The 16035-nt window shown below is 61.4% G+C and carries 16 protein-coding genes; 3 read left to right on the top strand and 13 right to left on the bottom strand.

Annotated features, from left to right (window positions below):
* Position 1: 1 nt before the first annotated feature.
* The 4 genes from phnU to phnR all read right to left on the bottom strand — a co-directional run bounded on the left by phnU (position 2) and on the right by phnR (position 3904).
* Positions 2 to 865: a 2-aminoethylphosphonate ABC transporter permease subunit gene (gene phnU / locus ACJ8IL_RS07580; RefSeq protein ID WP_049295462.1), complete on the bottom strand. Its 864-nt coding sequence runs from the start codon at positions 863 to 865 to the stop codon at positions 2 to 4.
* Position 866: 1 nt separating this feature from the next.
* Complete coding sequence (gene phnT, locus ACJ8IL_RS07575) at positions 867 to 1997, bottom strand: 2-aminoethylphosphonate ABC transport system ATP-binding subunit PhnT (protein ID WP_376783368.1); 1131 nt, start codon at positions 1995 to 1997, stop codon at positions 867 to 869.
* Between the two features lie 2 nt (positions 1998 to 1999).
* A complete protein-coding gene (locus ACJ8IL_RS07570; protein ID WP_049205185.1) occupies positions 2000 to 3010 on the bottom strand; it encodes a 2-aminoethylphosphonate ABC transporter substrate-binding protein in 1011 nt (336 codons plus the stop codon).
* 174 nt (positions 3011 to 3184) lie between these two features.
* On the bottom strand, positions 3185 to 3904 hold the full coding sequence (gene phnR / locus ACJ8IL_RS07565; protein WP_442516456.1) for a phosphonate utilization transcriptional regulator PhnR: 720 nt from the start codon (positions 3902 to 3904) through the stop codon (positions 3185 to 3187).
* 155 nt (positions 3905 to 4059) lie between these two features.
* On the opposite strand from phnR, the gene phnW reads away from it, so the two are divergent.
* Positions 4060 to 5163, top strand: coding sequence for a 2-aminoethylphosphonate--pyruvate transaminase (gene phnW, locus ACJ8IL_RS07560; protein WP_049209394.1), 1104 nt, complete (start codon positions 4060 to 4062; stop codon positions 5161 to 5163).
* 9 nt (positions 5164 to 5172) lie between these two features.
* On the top strand, positions 5173 to 5982 hold the full coding sequence (phnX, locus tag ACJ8IL_RS07555; RefSeq protein ID WP_442516455.1) for a phosphonoacetaldehyde hydrolase: 810 nt from the start codon (positions 5173 to 5175) through the stop codon (positions 5980 to 5982).
* Between the two features lie 63 nt (positions 5983 to 6045).
* On the opposite strand, the gene ACJ8IL_RS07550 is transcribed toward phnX, so the two are convergent.
* The 4 genes from ACJ8IL_RS07550 to ACJ8IL_RS07535 form a co-directional block, all read right to left on the bottom strand.
* Positions 6046 to 7437, bottom strand: coding sequence for an L-cystine transporter (locus ACJ8IL_RS07550; protein WP_025302598.1), 1392 nt, complete (start codon positions 7435 to 7437; stop codon positions 6046 to 6048).
* Between the two features lie 181 nt (positions 7438 to 7618).
* Positions 7619 to 8167: a metal-dependent hydrolase gene (locus tag ACJ8IL_RS07545; protein WP_141997901.1), complete on the bottom strand. Its 549-nt coding sequence runs from the start codon at positions 8165 to 8167 to the stop codon at positions 7619 to 7621.
* Between the two features lie 421 nt (positions 8168 to 8588).
* On the bottom strand, positions 8589 to 9254 hold the full coding sequence (gene hxpB, locus ACJ8IL_RS07540) for a hexitol phosphatase HxpB (RefSeq protein ID WP_164067559.1): 666 nt from the start codon (positions 9252 to 9254) through the stop codon (positions 8589 to 8591).
* Between the two features lie 64 nt (positions 9255 to 9318).
* Positions 9319 to 10599 carry an HdeD family acid-resistance protein gene (locus ACJ8IL_RS07535; protein WP_164067557.1) on the bottom strand — a complete coding sequence of 427 codons (1281 nt, stop codon included), beginning with the start codon at positions 10597 to 10599 and terminating at the stop codon, positions 9319 to 9321.
* Positions 10600 to 10784: 185 nt separating this feature from the next.
* On the opposite strand from ACJ8IL_RS07535, the gene ACJ8IL_RS07530 reads away from it, so the two are divergent.
* On the top strand, positions 10785 to 11345 hold the full coding sequence (locus ACJ8IL_RS07530) for a YniB family protein (RefSeq protein ID WP_025302601.1): 561 nt from the start codon (positions 10785 to 10787) through the stop codon (positions 11343 to 11345).
* Between the two features lie 35 nt (positions 11346 to 11380).
* Here ACJ8IL_RS07530 and ACJ8IL_RS07525 read toward each other — a convergent pair whose 3' ends face one another.
* The 5 genes from ACJ8IL_RS07525 to ACJ8IL_RS07505 form a co-directional block, all read right to left on the bottom strand.
* Positions 11381 to 12250, bottom strand: coding sequence for a fructosamine kinase family protein (locus ACJ8IL_RS07525; protein WP_164067555.1), 870 nt, complete (start codon positions 12248 to 12250; stop codon positions 11381 to 11383).
* Positions 12251 to 12487: 237 nt separating this feature from the next.
* The gene (locus tag ACJ8IL_RS07520; protein ID WP_025302603.1) at positions 12488 to 13342 is read right to left on the bottom strand and encodes a metal ABC transporter permease; all 855 of its coding nucleotides are present in this window, start codon (positions 13340 to 13342) and stop codon (positions 12488 to 12490) included.
* Positions 13342 to 14202: an iron/manganese ABC transporter permease subunit YfeC gene (yfeC, locus tag ACJ8IL_RS07515; RefSeq protein WP_015377686.1), complete on the bottom strand. Its 861-nt coding sequence runs from the start codon at positions 14200 to 14202 to the stop codon at positions 13342 to 13344. The genes ACJ8IL_RS07520 and yfeC overlap by 1 nt, the downstream gene beginning before the upstream one ends.
* Complete coding sequence (locus ACJ8IL_RS07510; protein ID WP_033640518.1) at positions 14202 to 15092, bottom strand: manganese/iron ABC transporter ATP-binding protein; 891 nt, start codon at positions 15090 to 15092, stop codon at positions 14202 to 14204. The genes yfeC and ACJ8IL_RS07510 overlap by 1 nt, the downstream gene beginning before the upstream one ends.
* Positions 15089 to 16033: a metal ABC transporter substrate-binding protein gene (locus tag ACJ8IL_RS07505; protein ID WP_025302605.1), complete on the bottom strand. Its 945-nt coding sequence runs from the start codon at positions 16031 to 16033 to the stop codon at positions 15089 to 15091. The genes ACJ8IL_RS07510 and ACJ8IL_RS07505 overlap by 4 nt, the downstream gene beginning before the upstream one ends.
* Positions 16034 to 16035: the final 2 nt, after the last annotated feature.

Raw genomic sequence — 16035 nt, 5'->3', positions numbered from 1 at the left:
GTCAGTTCCTCAGCCCGGCGCGCGCCGCGGCGTAGCGGTAAAGGGAGAACAGCCCGAGCGATAGCGCGATATTCACGACGGCGATCGTGCAGGCGACGGCGTAATCCGACTCCAGAATCGCTTTGGAGTAGACCATCATCGGCAGCGTGGTGACGCCCTTGGCGCCGATAAACAGCACGATGCCGAACTCATTGGTGGTCAACAACAGGCACAGGCTGCCGCCGGCCAGCAAGGCCGGCAGCGCGGCCGGCAAAATCACCTGGCGCACCACGCGCCCCGGCCGGGCGCCGAGGATGCTGGCGGCCTCGAGCTGGCTGCGATCGATCTGCGACAATGCCGCCATCAGCGGGCGCATCACCAGCGGCGTAAACACGGTGATTTCCGCCAGGATCACCCCCCAGATGGAGTAAAGAAAGTCTACCGGCGGCAGGGTGAAACCGAAGGTCGCCATCAGCGTGCCGTTCAGCAGGCCGGCGGAGCCGTAGATAAAGGTGAAGGCCAGCGTGATCAGGAAGGTCGGCATGGCGATAAAGGTATCGATCACCCGGGCGATCGGTCGGCTGCCGGGGAACGGCGTGAACACCAGCAGCAGCGACAGCAGGGTGCCGAGCACCAGGCAGCCCAGCGTCGCCAGTAGCGCAATCTGCAGCGTGTTGAGCAGGGCGCCGACAAAGCGTCGGGATTCGAACACCTGCTGCAGCGCGGCGGCGCTGAACAGCCCCTGATCGTCGGTAAATGCCTGTTTGACGATCAGCGCCAACGGGTAGAAAAACAGCGTCGCCAGCACCAGTAGCGGCAGCAGGATCCACAGGCGGCGCGGGAAACGCAGCCGCAGGGCCGGGCGAATAAGCGTAGAGTCGATCATGTCAGTCCTCGATCAGTACCGCATCGTCGGGGGCGAAATAGAGCGGCACGCGTTCGCCGATCTGCGGCATCCGGCTGCGATGGGTGGTGACCACGCGCAGAGGATGGCCTTGAACGTCGAACTGCAGGTGCGTCAGTTCCCCCTGCCAGTGAATATCGCGCAGCGTGCCGATGAGGCTGTTGCTGCGCTGGGCGTCGGCATCGAGCGCAATATGCTGCGGCCGGATGCACAGCAGCTTGTCGAAGCCGCGTTGTGCGCCGTAGGTGAAACAGCCGATCACTTTGCCGGCGCAGCTGACGGTGGTCATGCCTTGCCCGGTAGTGGTCTCCAGCGCGGTGGCCGGCAGCAGGTTGGCGCGGCCGAGGAACTCGGCGGCGAAGCGGTTCGTGGGATGATGGTAAAGCGCGCGGGTCTCGCCGTGGGCGATCAAGTGGCCGTCGCGCATGATGCCAATCTTGTCCGCCAGCGTCAGCGCTTCGCCCTGATCGTGGGTGACGTACAGGATGGTCAGGTCAGGCAGTTCGCGGTGCAGGCGGGCGATCTCTTCCACCATGCTGTGGCGAATTTGCGCGTCCAGCGCCGACAGCGGCTCATCCAGTAACAGCACTTTGGGGCGCACCGCGATGGCGCGAGCGATTGCCACCCGCTGCTGCTGGCCGCCGGAAAGCTGGCTGGGATAGCGCTTGGCGTAGGCGGACATGCCGACGATGGCCAGCGCTTCTTCGACGCGCTCGGCGGTGAGGCCGCGCGGCTTGCCTTGCGCGCGCAGGCCGAACGCCACATTGTCTTCGACGCGCATATGCGGAAACAGCGCGTAGTTCTGTACCACCATGCCCAGGCCGCGCTCATAAGGCGGCACGTCGGTGACATCGACGTCACCGATGGCAATACGCCCGGCGGACGGCTGCACGAATCCGGCAATGGCCCGCAGCACGGTGGTTTTGCCCGAGCCTGAGGGGCCGATCAGCGCCAGCACTTCGCCGGGGGCGATGGTGAGCGTCAGGGGTTTCAGCACCTCGGTGCCGCGATACGACACGCTGACGCGGTCGAGCTGAATGCCCGACGGCCCGGCGATGTCCTGGCTGCGATCCCGCGCCTCGGCGCGGGAAGAGAGGGTAGAAGGCATCGTCAGCGTCATTCGGTCACCTGGTGCCAGCGGGAGATATCGGCGGACAGGCTGCTCACCACCTGATTCCAGTCCGGCGCCCAGATGTCCACGCCTTTCAGCGCCGCCTGCGACTGCTTGAAGTTATCGTCGGTCGGGGTGACGTCCTTACGCACCGGCATACCGTAGGAAATGGCGCTGACGCTGCTCTGCGCTTCTTTGCTCAGCAGGAAGTCGATCAGTTTTTTGCCGTTGGCGCTTTGCGGCGCGCCTTGCACCAGGCCGACATAGTAAGGCAGCACCAGCGTGCTGCGCTTGCCGTCCGGCCCGGCCGGCCAGAACACCTTCACGTTCGGGTTGCTGCGCATCTGCGCCAGGTTCATCTGCAGATCGCCGTTGGCCACCAGCAGCTCCCCTTTATTGACCAGCGCGGTCAGCTTGCCGGTGGAGGCCGAAGGGCCGACGTTGTTGCTTTGCAGCTTGCCGAGGTAGTCGAAACCGGCGTCTTTGCTGCCGAAGCTGTGGAACGCCTGCAGCATCACCGCGGTACCGTCACCCGCCTGGCCCGGCGTGGAGTACTGCAGCTTGTTGCGGAACTGCGCGTCCAGCAGCTGTTGGTAGCTGGCGGGCGCCTGCGGCAGCAGTTTGGCGTTATAGATGAAGCTCAGGTAGTTGTTCACCAGCGGCACGAACTGCGGCTGGGCGTTGGCGATCTGCGCCGCATCCTGCGGGGTGAAGTCCTGCAGCAGTTTTTCCGCGGCGGCGCGCTGGATGAACGGTGGCAGCGTCACCAGCACGTCGGCCTGCGGGTTGCTGCGCTCTTTCGACAGCCGCTCGACGATGGCGCCGGAACCGCCTTCGACGTACTGCACCTTGACCCCGGTTGCCTGAGTGAAGGCGTCAAACTGGGTTTGATACCAGCTGTGATCGCCGTCGTGCAGGCCATCGGCGGAGTAGACGGTCACCACCGCATCGGCGGCCCAGGCCGGCGCGGAGCCGAGTGCGATGGCGGTCATCACGACCAGACGAGAAAGTTTCATAGCTTCAGCCTCACTGTTGCGGGTTAATGCGAAACTGGTATACACCAGATATGCGGCCAAGCTAATCGGCGAATATGACAAACAAATGAAAGCGGCAAAATATATTTACCGGCAACGGGGATTGGGCGTGGGAGAGAAAAGGGGGCGGCAGGCGCAGCCCCGATATTCAGGAGATTAAAGCGTATCGACCTCGATGCGCAGGCTGTCGTGGCGCCAGTATTCGATATCGAAATCGAGAATGCGGCCGTGCTGATCGTAATTCAAGCGGCGCAGCAATAAGGCGGGCAGGCCGACCATGGCGCCGAGCGCGTTGGCGGCGCGGTAAGGCAGGGCGGTCGGGTAGAACGACAGGTGCATGTTGCTGTAAATCAAATCGTAATGCTGCTGATAAACCTCGGTCAAGCTGCCGTTGAGATCGTGGCGGAGCAGTTCCGGCACCCGCTGCGGCAGGCAGTGGTTCTCGCAATAGCAGATGGCGCGGCCGTCGGCATAGCGCACGCGGCGCAGCAGATACACCTGATCGAACGGCTCGAGCGCCAGCGGCTGCATCACGTCGAGCGGCACCGTGGTTTTTTCGCCGGACAGCAGCGCGATACGCGGCGTGCGCCCTTGCTCCTGGCAGAGGCGGTGGAAGTTGGTGTTCTGCGTCGGATCCAGCCACAGCCGTTCCGGCGTGACGAACCAGCCGCGGCGATCGGCGCGGTAGATGGCGCCGGTGGCTTCCAGCTGCGCCAGGCTCTCGCGAATGGTAACGCGGGTGGTAGAGAAGATGGCGCACAGCTCGCGCTCCGAAGGCAGCTTGTCGCCCGCCTGCAGCGCGCCGCGGGTGATGCGCGCCTGAAGCTGATCCTTGATCTGCAGGTAATGGGGCATATCGCCCTGATGTTCTTTCATTTCACCTCGCTATGGCATCGGCCCGACATTCCGGCACGCGCTTATTATACATAGCCAGATGAATTTTTTGTTTCACCGCGCTTTGTCGTTTGACCGGGGAAGGAATTTGCCGCCACAATGCCCGCAATCTGGTATAGACCAAATAGGTGAATGACATGTCCGATCGTAACTACCTGCTGTTGACCCCCGGCCCGTTGACCACGTCGAAAACGGTGAAAGAGGCGATGCTGTATGACAGCTGCACCTGGGATGAAGATTACAACCTGGGCGTGGTGCAGCGCATCCGCCAACGGTTGGTGGCGCTGGCGACGCCGTCCGCCGGTTACACCGCGGTGCTGCTGCAGGGCAGCGGCAGTTTTGCGGTGGAAGGCGTGTTGGGCACGGTCATCGGCCCGCAGGACAAGCTGCTGATCGTCAACAACGGCGCCTATGGGGCGCGAATGATCGAAATGGCGCGGCTAATGGATATTGACCACCACGCTTTCGACTGCGGCGAGGTCAATGAGCCGGACGTGGCGGCGATGGAGGCGGTGCTGAAAAGCGATGCGCGCATCAGCCATATCGCCATGGTGCACTGTGAAACCACCACCGGCATGCTCAACCCGCTGCAGAAGGTCGCCGGTCTGGCGGCGCGCAACGGTAAAACCTTTATCGTTGACGCCATGAGCAGCTTCGGCGGCATTCCGTTGGATGTGGACGCGCTGGGCATCGATTTTCTGATCAGCTCCGCCAACAAATGCATTCAGGGCGTGCCGGGCTTCGCTTTCGTCATCGCCCGCCGCAGCGAGCTGGAGAAATGCGCCGGCCGTTCGCGCTCGCTGTCGCTGGATCTGTATGCCCAGTGGCGCTGTATGGAAGACCAGGCCGGCAAATGGCGCTTTACGTCGCCGACCCACACCGTGCTGGCCTTCGCGCAGGCGCTGAAAGAGCTGGAACACGAGGGCGGTATTGCCGCGCGCCACCACCGCTATCAGACCAATCAGCGTCGGCTGGTGGCGGGCATGCGTGAACTGGGCTTTGAGACCCTGCTGGACGATGCGCTGCACTCGCCGATCATCACCGCGTTCTATTCGCCGAAGGCCGACACTTACCGCTTCGCCGAGTTTTATCAGCGCCTGAAGCAGCAAGGCTTCGTGATTTATCCCGGCAAAGTGTCGCAGAGCGACTGTTTCCGCATCGGCAACATCGGGGAAATTTATCCGCAGGATATCGAACGCTTGCTGGCGGCCGTCGGGCAGGCGATGTACTGGAATCAATAAGGATTGACCATGAAACAGATCAACGCAGTGATCCTCGACTGGGCCGGCACCACGGTGGACTTCGGCTCCTTTGCGCCAACGCAGATTATTGTCGAGGCGTTCAAGCAAACCTTCGATATCGACATCAGCCTGGCGGAGGCGCGCATTCCGATGGGGCTCGGCAAATGGCAGCACATCGAGGCGCTGGGCAAACTGCCGGCGGTCGACGCGCGCTGGCGGCAGAAGCTGGGCCGCTCGATGAGCCACCAGGATATCGACGCGCTGTATCAGGCGTTTATGCCGCTGCAAATCGCCAAAGTGATCGACTTTGCCGATCCCATCGAGGGCGTGCCGCAGGTGATTGCCGGGCTGCGCGAACAGGGCATCAAAATCGGTTCCTGCTCCGGTTATCCGCGCGCGGTGATGGAGGTGCTGGCGCCGGCCGCCGCGCAGCGCGGCTATGCGCCGGATTATTGGGTCGCCACCGACGATCTTGCGGCCGGCGGCCGACCGGGGCCGTGGATGGCGTTGCAGAACGTCATCGCGCTGGGCATCGATGCGGTGGCGCACTGCGTGAAGGTCGATGACGCGGTGCCGGGCATTGCCGAAGGGCTGAACGCCGGGATGTGGAGCGTCGGGCTGGCGCTGTCCGGCAACGAGTTCGGCGCTACCTGGTCGGAGTACCGTCAAATGGCGGCAGGGGAAATAGAGCAGCGCCGCACGGCGGCCGCCGATAAGCTGTACGCGGCGGGCGCGCATTATGTGATAGACACGCTGGCGCAATTACCGGATGTGATCGCCGATATCAACCGGCGGCTGGCGAACGGCGAGCGGCCGTAACGACCGAACGCGGGGCATAAAAAAACCGGGGATAATCCCCGGTTTTTTCGATCTGAGAGGGCGTTAGCTGTGAGCCAATTCGACTTCGTCTTCGCTGTCCATCACGGCTTTGTCGGTTTGCTTCATCAGCTGGCTGGTGATGGTGCCTGCCGCCATGGAGCCGTTGACGTTTAGCGCGGTACGGCCCATGTCGATCAGTGGTTCGACCGAGATCAGCAGCGCGACCAGCGTCACCGGCAGGCCCATCGCCGGCAGTACGATCAGCGCGGCGAAGGTGGCGCCACCGCCCACGCCCGCCACACCGGCGGAGCTGAGGGTGACGATGCCAACCAGGGTGGCGATCCACACCGGATCCAGCGGGTTGATGCCGACGGTCGGCGCAACCATCACCGCCAGCATCGCCGGGTAGAGGCCCGCACAGCCGTTCTGGCCGATGGTGGCGCCGAACGACGCCGAGAAGCTGGCGATGGATTCCGGCACGCCCAGACGACGGGTCTGCGCTTCCACGTTCAATGGAATGCTGGCGGCGCTGGAGCGGCTGGTGAAGGCGAAGGTGATCACCGGCCACACCTTGCGGAAGAACTTCATCGGGTTAACGCCGGTGAAGGCCAGCAGCACAGCGTGCACCACGAACATGATGGCCAGGCCGATGTACGAGGCCACCACGAAGCTGCCGAGCTTGACGATGTCGTGAATGTTGGAACCGGCGACCACTTTGGTCATCAGCGCCAGCACGCCGTACGGCGTCAGCTTCATGACCAGACGCACCAGCTTCATCACCCAGGCCTGCAGGGTGTCGATAGCCACCAGCACGCGCTCGCCTTTCGGCTTGTCGTCTTTCAGCAGCTGCAGCGACGCCACGCCGAGGAAGGTGGCGAAAATCACCACGCTAATGATCGACGTCGGGCTGGCGCCGGTCAGATCGGCGAACGGGTTTTTCGGGATGAACGACAGCACCATCTGCGGCACGGTCAGATCGGCCAGTTTACCCACGTAGTTGGTCTGGATCGCCGTCAGGCGCGCGCTTTCCTGCGCGCCCTGCACCAGGCCTTCGGCGGTCAGGCCGAACAGGTTGGTGACCAGCACGCCCACCAGCGCCGAGATCAGCGTAGTGAACAGCAGCGTGCCGATAGTCAGGACGCTGATTTTGCCCAGAGAAGAGGCGTTATGCAGCTTGGCCACCGCGCTCAGGATCGAGGCGAACACCAGCGGCATGACGATCATTTGCAGCAGTTGCACATAGCCGTTGCCGACGATGTTGAACCAGCTGATGGATTCTTTCAGTACCGGGTTGTCGGCGCCGTACACCAGCTGCAGGCCCAGACCGAATACTACGCCGACCACCAGGCCGACCAGCACTTTTTTCGCCAGGCTCCATTGCTTGTGGCGGGTTTGCGCCAGCAGCAAAAGAAGCGCGACAAACACCAGCACGTTAATCACGAGCGGAAGATTCATCCCCAATGTCTCCAATAATCTTTCTTATAAAAACGACTACGCATCACGTATGTCGCGATGTAAATATCGTAACAGTTTGCTGAGTGGCCTACTTATATCCAAATGGAATTTGATATAGCTTTTTGTGTTTTTTTGTTTGTTTTATATACACCAAGATGATGGATTGGGCGTATTTTTGTGATCAGAGTCTGATATTTCTGATTTGCTCGACATAGGATTGCACCGGCAGGGTGAAATCGCCTTGCCAGCAGATGGCAAACGCCACCAGGCACAGACACAGTACGCGCTCCAGCTGGTTGCCTTTTTGCGAGTTGAGCAGGGGCAGGCGAAAACGCCAGCGGCACGGCCACAGCAGCGGCACGCCGGCGGGCGTGAGCATGTCGGCCAGCAGATGGCTGAAGTAACCGATGATCATGGCGTGCATCGCATCGGCCGGGATCGGCCAGCTACGCGGCACGTCCAGCTGAAACAGCGCCATGCCGCCGGCGATCGCCAGCAGGCTGTGGGTGAAACCGCGGTGGCCGAAGGCACGGGCGATGGGCAGGGCGATCCAGCGCAGGCGCTGGCCCAGTACCGACTTGGGGTGATCGATGTCCGGCAGCAGCGAGGTGAGCAGCGCGGCGGGTATGATGTGCCACCAGTCGCCGGTAGCCAGCTCTGGCGTCACTTCCGCCTTCTTGGCGAAGATCGCGCAAGCGACAGAGAAAATGAGATGTCCTTCCGCGGTCATGCTGTTGCGATTCCGGCTGGTAAACTGTTAATTTATCCAGTATATGGGAAAATTCCCAGTAGTGGAAGCAGTTACCCTGTAACCAATTGTTTATTTTTCCCTGTTTTACAACGGCTTGTTACGGTGCTGCGTAACAAATCATCGATTTTGACTGGCGAGAACAAAAAGCGGGCGATGGGCGATGCATGAAGATGAGAAAAAAGACGGTGGCTTGGCGTGTGGCGGGAGGAAGCGGCGGCCTTGAACCGCGCTGCGTGGCAGTGACAACGCGCCGCGGGCCGTCGCTTTCCTTGCCACCCAGCATAATAACAACAGCATGCCGATTCAATAATAATGAAACGATGTTTCGTTTGTTTTGCGGCACGGATCCCTTTTATGGCGCAGAGCGGAAAGCCAGGGCGCCGATGACCGGCGCCGCAGGTCAGGCAAAGTGGGCGAGAGTGAGCTGTTCCAGGGTCTCCAGCTTGTGGTCCGCCAGCGCCCAGCGCGGATCGTGACGGTATTCGGCCGCCGGGATGACGATGGAACGCATGCGTGCGGCCTTGGTGGCGATCATGCCGTTAAAGGAGTCTTCCAGCGTGATGCAGCGCAGCGGATCGCTGCCCAGGCGCTCGGCGGCGATCAGGTAGACCTCAGGGTGTGGTTTGCTGTACGGCAGGTATTCGGCGGAAACCAGCTGATCGAAGTAACCGTCAAGATCGAACATCTTCAGCACCTGCTGTTGCATGTGCAGCGGCGAGGCGGAGGCGAGGCCAATGTTCAACCCCTGGCTGCGGCACAGCTCCAGCGCCTGCTGAACGCCCGGCAGCAGCGGGCGCGTCTCGTGCACCAGCTCGATGGCGCGCTCGATAATCCGCACCGACACCTCATCGAGCGAAACCCCTTGCCACGGCATCGCCTGGTACCACATCTTCACCACCAGATCGATGCGCAACCCCAGCGTGTCCGGCAGCTTGTGACGGTCAGACAGATCCAAACCCAGCGCGCCGAAGATATCCAGCTCGGCCTGCAGCCACAGCGGTTCCGAGTCGATCAACAAGCCGTCCATATCAAAAATTGCGGTTTCAATGCGTTGCGAATAAGCCATTAACGGTTAACTCCTGCCGGCGCGGGTGAATGTGCCCGACACTTTATCATCGCCGGTGACGAGACTAAAACTTTTGCCTGCGCGTTTGGCTTTTGCCAAAACGCAGGATATTCCACGCCTCGCGCAATTTTAGCCACCAGCGCTGATGTTGACGCTCGGTGACCTGTTGCAACATGCGTGCGTAGTCCAGCACCAAACCCGGCGTCCAGGTCATGCTTTCGCCGCGGCTGCGCAGTACCGCCAGCATCCACAGATTGGGATCCAGCACCAGCAACAGAAAGCGGCGCCACAGGTGTTTATCGCCCAGTACGCCTTCCAACGCGCTGTCGAGCGCGCCGATGACCGTGGTGGAACAGTTGCGTCGGGTCAGATTGTAGGTGGCGTCTTGCCGATAACGCAGCCAGAATGCGCGCAGCGCCGCCGGGTTATAGCGGTAGAATTGAATTTTCTTGTCCGGTGGGCACCAGGCGGCGATCTCACCCGGCAGGTCGGGCAGGAAACGCCCGTCGACGTTGTTCTGCTCGCCGGCATGCAACAACTGGCGGAAATCCTGAACGGAATGGCTGATGTCGTTGAGCGGGTAGTGACTGATATACACATCCGGCGCGAGCGCCAGGGCGGCATGACCGGTGGAGATATTGCCGCCGCCGTCGACCGCCGCGATGTATCGGTCGACGATGTAACGCCGGCGCGGATCTTTAGCCGCACCAATCGGTGTCCAGACGTACACCGTGAGTGGCGCAGTCTCATCCTCCGGGTGCGGTGGCTGCCGCGCGGGGTGCTGATTCAGAGAGAAGCTTGTCAGTCTCCGGGCGATACGCAATAAGGCCCAGCCGGAAAGCACCATCATCACGCCGAGGCAAAAGGGCACCGTCATCCGATGCGGCGCCGGCCAGCCGACAAAAATCATCAACGAAAGCAGGATCTCGCCGCCGCCCGCTAGCGCCACGCCTTTCCATCGACTGTGTTGAATCACCGTGGAGGAGGCGATGCGCACGGCGCCGTCAAGCAGCAGCGCGCTGCCAAACACCACGGTGGCGACGATGTTATCGTCTGCGGGCACGTCCAGCATTAAAAAGGCCATAAACACGAAACCCAATCCCTTCAGCAACACCGGCCTGCTGGCCGAAGAGCCGATCACCAGCGCAGCGGATATCGCCACCAGCCCCTCCAGCGCCAGGATGACCGCCAGCGCATCCAGCGCCAGCACCGACCGGCCATCCTGCAGTATGTCGAACAACATCAGCGCCCCTGCGGCTATCCACAGCCAACCGAACAGCACCAGCAGGCGGCGCTGGCCGTGCAGCGCCTGGGCGCCCAGCAATAAGATAATCAGTCGAATCATGGCGGCCTCTGTCCGAATGGATAACGTTACCCCTTCAATGATAGTGTGCCGGCGCCGTTAAGTTTTTGATTTCGACGAATTCGGCTAAGCTTGTAGCACAGAGGGAGTGAAGAAAACGGTGGGCGAGTTTCGCCAACAGCAGGTAGACTTAGCCGATTCGGTTACGTCGCTAACAAGGGGAACACATGACGTATCAACAGGCCGGGCGTCTCGCCATTTTGAAACGCATTCTCGGATGGGTGGTTTTTATCCCGGCGTTGCTGTCGACGCTGATTTCCGTGCTGGGTTTTATCTATCAGCACAGTGAAAAAACCAAGGGCATCAACGCAGTGATGCTGGATTTTGTCCACGTGATGGTGGACATGGTGCGTTTCAACACGCCGTTCCTGAACCTTTTCTGGTACAACTCACCGGTGCCTGACGTGGATAAAAGCCTGTTCAGCGGCGCCAATCTGATGTTCATCATCATCTATATTCTGATTTTCGTCGGGCTGGCGCTGCAGGCCTCCGGCGCGCGCATGTCGCGTCAGGTCAAGTTCATCCGCGAAGGGTTAGAAGACCAGATGATCCTGGAGCAGGCCAAGGGCAGCGAAGGGCACACGCGCCAACAGCTTGAGGAGCGCATTACGCTGCCGCACCACACCATCTTCCTGCAATACTTCCCGCTGTACATCCTGCCTATCGTGATTGCGGTGATCGCCTGGTTCGTGATCCGCCTGTTGGGGCAGTTGGCCGGCGCGGCCTGAACCATGAACGGGGCGCCAAGGGGCGCCCTGGAACGTTACGACGCCTCGGGCTGCAACAGCGCCTCCACCGCGCGTTGCGCAGCCACCAGATGCTGGCCGCCGAACAGGTTGCTGCGGTTGAGAAGGTAGTACAGCTGATACAACGGCTGACGCTCGATAAACCCGGCCCCCAGCGGCCATACGCTCTGATAGCCGTCGTAGATCTGCGGCGGCAGCTCCGGATACAGCGGCAGCATCGCCAAATCGCACTCTCGGTCACCCCAGTAGCTGGCCGGGTCGAACAGGATCGGCCCGTTGGCGGCCATCGCGCAGTTACCCGGCCACAGGTTGCCATGCAGCAGCGAAGGCTGCGGCTGGTGGTGCTGCAAGCGCAGATACACCCGATCGACAATGTCGTCGATATCGCCGAAGGTCATGCCTTTCTCCGCCGCCAGCTGCAGCTGCCAGCCGATGCGCTGCTCGGCGAAGAATTCCGACCAGCGGCGCTGCCAGGCGTTGGGTTGCGGGGTGGTGGTCAGATCGCTGTCGAAGTCGAGACCGAACTGCGGTTGTTCGCTCCACTGATGCAGGTGCGCCAGTTGCTGGCCCAGACAGTAGGCGCCGTGGGCGTCGAGGGGTTTCAACTGCTGATACTCCAGCAGCAGGAAGCTGTAGTCGCGATCGCTGCCGACGCCATACACTTCCGGTACCCGCACGCTTTTGCTGCGCGCCAGCAACGCCAGCTGATCGGCCTCGGCGGTGAATATCGGCAGTTGTTCACGGGCGTCGCATTTCACGAACACCTCGTTGTCACCGTAACTCACGCGCCACGCCGGGTGAATGTCGCCCCCGGGCAGTTCAATCCTTTCGCGTATCTCTGCGCTGCCAAGATGTTCACTTAACAGACGGCTAACGGCTTGCCACATGGTATTTCCCCCTCTGTGCTGCCTGATAATTCATTAGGTTAGCGTCTTTCCCGTGGTGAAAACACGACGCGGCGCACAGCCGGCGTCAAAGGCGGCGATTTTTTCAGCGCCTCGCCAGCTCAAAGTATATACCCTATTGATTAATTTAAGCGCAATACCGATTGCAACTTGATGACAACGGATAAGCCAGCGGAGGAATAGGATGCGGCGGGGCACACCGCCGCATCAGAGGGGCGTTTAACTGCCCATCGGGGCATTTTGGTTACCCTGTAACGGGCGCAGCTTGCTGTACAACAAGGCGACAACGAACAGCACGGCCTGCACGATGACGATACAGGGCCCGGTGGCGCCGTCGATGTGGAAGCTGATCAGGGTGCCGAGCACGCAAGAGAACACCGACACCACCGTTGCCACCATCAGCATGCGATCAAACCGGCGGCACAGCATAAAGGCGATGATGCCGGGGGCGATCAGCATGGCGATCACCAGGATCACCCCCACGGCCTGCAGCGAGGCGACGATGGTCATCGCCAGCAGGCAAAGCAGCCCGTAGTGCAGAAGCTTGACCGGCAGGCCAATCACCCGGGCGTGGTGCGGGTCGAAACAGTACAGCATGAAGTCTTTGCGCTTGAGCAACACCACCGCCAGGGTGATGCCGGCAATCAGCAGGGTTTGCTTCAGCTCGCCGTCGGTGATGCCCAGCATGTTGCCGAACAGAATGTGGCTTAGGTGTTGGTCGGTGTCGATGCGCGAGAACAGCACCAGGCCGAAGGCGAACATGCCGGAAAAGACGATGCCCATCACCGTGTCTTCTTTCACCCGGCTGTTCTCTTTCAGGTAGCCGGTGGCCACCGCGCAAAAGATGCCGGAGAGGAAGGCGCCGATCGCCAGCGGGATGCCGACCACGAACGCCACCACGATGCCGGGCAGTACCGCGTGCGAGATGGCGTCGCCCATCAGCGACCAGCCTTTGAGCACCAGATAGCAGGAGAGCACGGCGCACACTACGCCGGTGACGATGGCGGCGACGATCGCCCGCTGCATGAACGGGTAGGCGAAGGGTTCGCTGAGCAGTTGATACAGGGTGTCCATCAGCGGCCTCCGGTTTGCGAATGCGCCACACGGCGCCGGGACGCCAGCAGGCCGTGTTTCGGCGCGAAGAAGAACGCCGCCAGGAACACCAGCGTTTGCAGGGTGACGATCACCCCGCCGGTGGCGCCATCGAGGAAGAAACTCAGGTAGGCGCCGATGCCGCTGGTCAATGCGCCGATGATGATGGCGATGATCACCAGCCGGCTGAAGCGGTCGGTCAGCAGATAGGCGGTGGCGCCCGGCGTGATCACCATGGCGATCACCAAAATGGCGCCGACGGTTTGCAGCGCGGCGACGGTGCAGGCGCTGAGCAGGGTGAAGAACAGGATCTTCAGCTTCAGCGGCGACAGGCCGATCGATACCGCGTGGCTTTCGTCGAAGAACACCGCCAGCAGGTCTTTCCACACCAGACACAGGATCAGCAGCGAAACGCCGATGATGATTTCCACCTGCAGCACGTCTTCGTCGGCGATGCCGAGGATATTGCCGAAGATGATCGACTGTACGTTGACCGAGGTGGGGTTGAGCGACACGATCAGCAGGCCGACGGCGAAGAAGGTGGAGAAGATGAAGCCGATGATGGCGTCTTCGCGCAGGCGGGTGATGTGGCGCACCAGCGTCATCGCCAGCGCCGCCAGCATGCCGGTAAAGAAGGCGCCGGCGGCGTAGGGCAGGCCGAGGGCGTAGGCGCCGGCCACGCCGGGCACCACCGAGTGCGACAGCGCATCGCCCATCAACGACCATCCCTTCAGCATCAGATAGGCGGACAGGAACGCGCAGGCGGCGCCGACGATGGCGCTGACCCAGATGGCTTTCACCATGTAGTTATAACTGAAAGGTTGCAGCAGAAGGTCCAGCATCAGGATTGTTTCTCCCTGGCCTGGCTGTTGGCCGGCGGATCGCTCTTGGTGTGGCCGTAGAACACCGCCGGGCGCTCATCGTCGGTCAATACCGTAACGGTGCGCGGATCGTTGTCGTCGTGCAGATCCGGGCCTGAGAGGTTGATATGGCGCAGCACGCCGCCGAATGCCTGCTCCAGGTTGCTCTGCGTGAAGGTGGTTTCGGTTGGGCCGGCGGCCAGCACCGTGCGGTTGATGAGGATCACCCGATCGCAAAACTCCGGCACGCTGCCGAGGTTGTGGGTGGAGACCAGGATCAGATGCCCCTCGTCGCGCAATGCGCGCAGCAGCTCGATAATGGCATTCTCGGTTTTCACATCCACGCCGGTGAACGGTTCATCCAGCAGCAGCACCGTGCCCTGTTGCGCCAGCGCGCGCGCCAGAAACACGCGCTTTTTCTGGCCACCGGACAGCTCGCCGATCTGCCGACCGCGCAGCTCGCTGAGGCCGACGCGCTCCAGCGCCTTGTCGACCCGCAAACGATCCTCGCGCGACGGAATGCGCAGGAAATTCATCTTGCCGTAGCGGCCCATCATCACCACGTCTTCCACCAGCACCGGGAAGTTCCAGTCGACGTCTTCGGTCTGCGGCACGTAGGCGATCAGATTCTTTTTCAGCGCGTCCGCCACCGGTTTGTCGCTCAGCGACACCCGGCCGGCGGTGGGTCTGACCAGGCCCATGATGCTTTTGAACAACGTCGATTTACCGCTGCCGTTGACGCCGACCAGTGCGCAGATCGAGCCGCCGCTCAGGGTAAAGCTGGCGTTGTGAATGGCGGTGTGTCCGTTGTTGTAGGTCACGGTGACGTCGTCCACGTTCAATTCAGGGCGGACAAACGGTTCATGGGTCATTGATCGAATCCTTTGGCGATGGTTTGCACGGTGGTGTTAAGCAGGTCGATATAGGTCGGCACCGGGCCGTCGCGGGTGGACAGCGAATCCACGTACAGCACGCCGCCGTATTTGGCGCCGGTTTCTTTCGCTACCTGCTTGGCCGGCTTGTCGGAAATGGTGCTTTCGCTGAACACCACCGGAATATGGTGGGCGCGCACCGCGTCGATTACCCGGCGCACCTGCTGCGGCGAACCTTGCTCATCGGCGTTGATCGGCCACAGATAGACTTCTTTCAGCTGATAGTCCTGCGCCAGGTAGCTGAAAGCGCCTTCGCTGGTCACCAGCCAACGCTGTGCGGTCGGAATGCGCGCCAGGCGTTCGCGCAGTGGGGCGTCCAGTGCGCCGATTTTCTCTGCGTAGGCTTTGGCGTTGCGGTTATAGGTTTCCGCATGTGCCGGATCGTGCTCCACCAGGGCTTTGCGAATGTTCTCGATGTACACCAGCGCGTTGCTTGGCGACATCCAGGCATGCGGGTTCGGGTTGCCGTTATACGGCCCTTCGCGGATCGGCAGCGGAGTGATGCCTTCGGTCACAACCGCCGCCGGCACCTGTTTGATGTTTTCGAAGAAGCGCTGGAACCAACGTTCCAGGTTCATGCCGTTCCACAGGATCAGGTCGGCGTGCTGCGCTTTGACGATGTCGCGCGGAGTCGGTTGATAGTCGTGGATCTCGGCGCCCGGCTTGGTGATGGATTCCACCACGGCGGCGTCACCGGCCACGTTCTGGGCAATGTCCTGAATGATGGTAAAGGTCGTCACCACGCGCAGCTTTTTATCCGCCAGCGCGTGTTGACTGACCAAGGCGGTGCCGAGCAGTAGGCAGGCGAGCGTAAAAGGGCGTAACAGTGCGGCAGCGCGGGAAGGGCGACTGCGACGAAAAGCGCAACTTATCAATGGCATGA

The sequence above is a fragment of the Serratia sp. CY47444 genome, from assembly GCF_052168635.1.
Classification (GTDB): domain Bacteria; phylum Pseudomonadota; class Gammaproteobacteria; order Enterobacterales; family Enterobacteriaceae; genus Serratia; species Serratia bockelmannii.
Note: the sequence above shows the minus strand (reverse complement) of the source record. Positions and strands in the feature narration are given on the sequence as shown.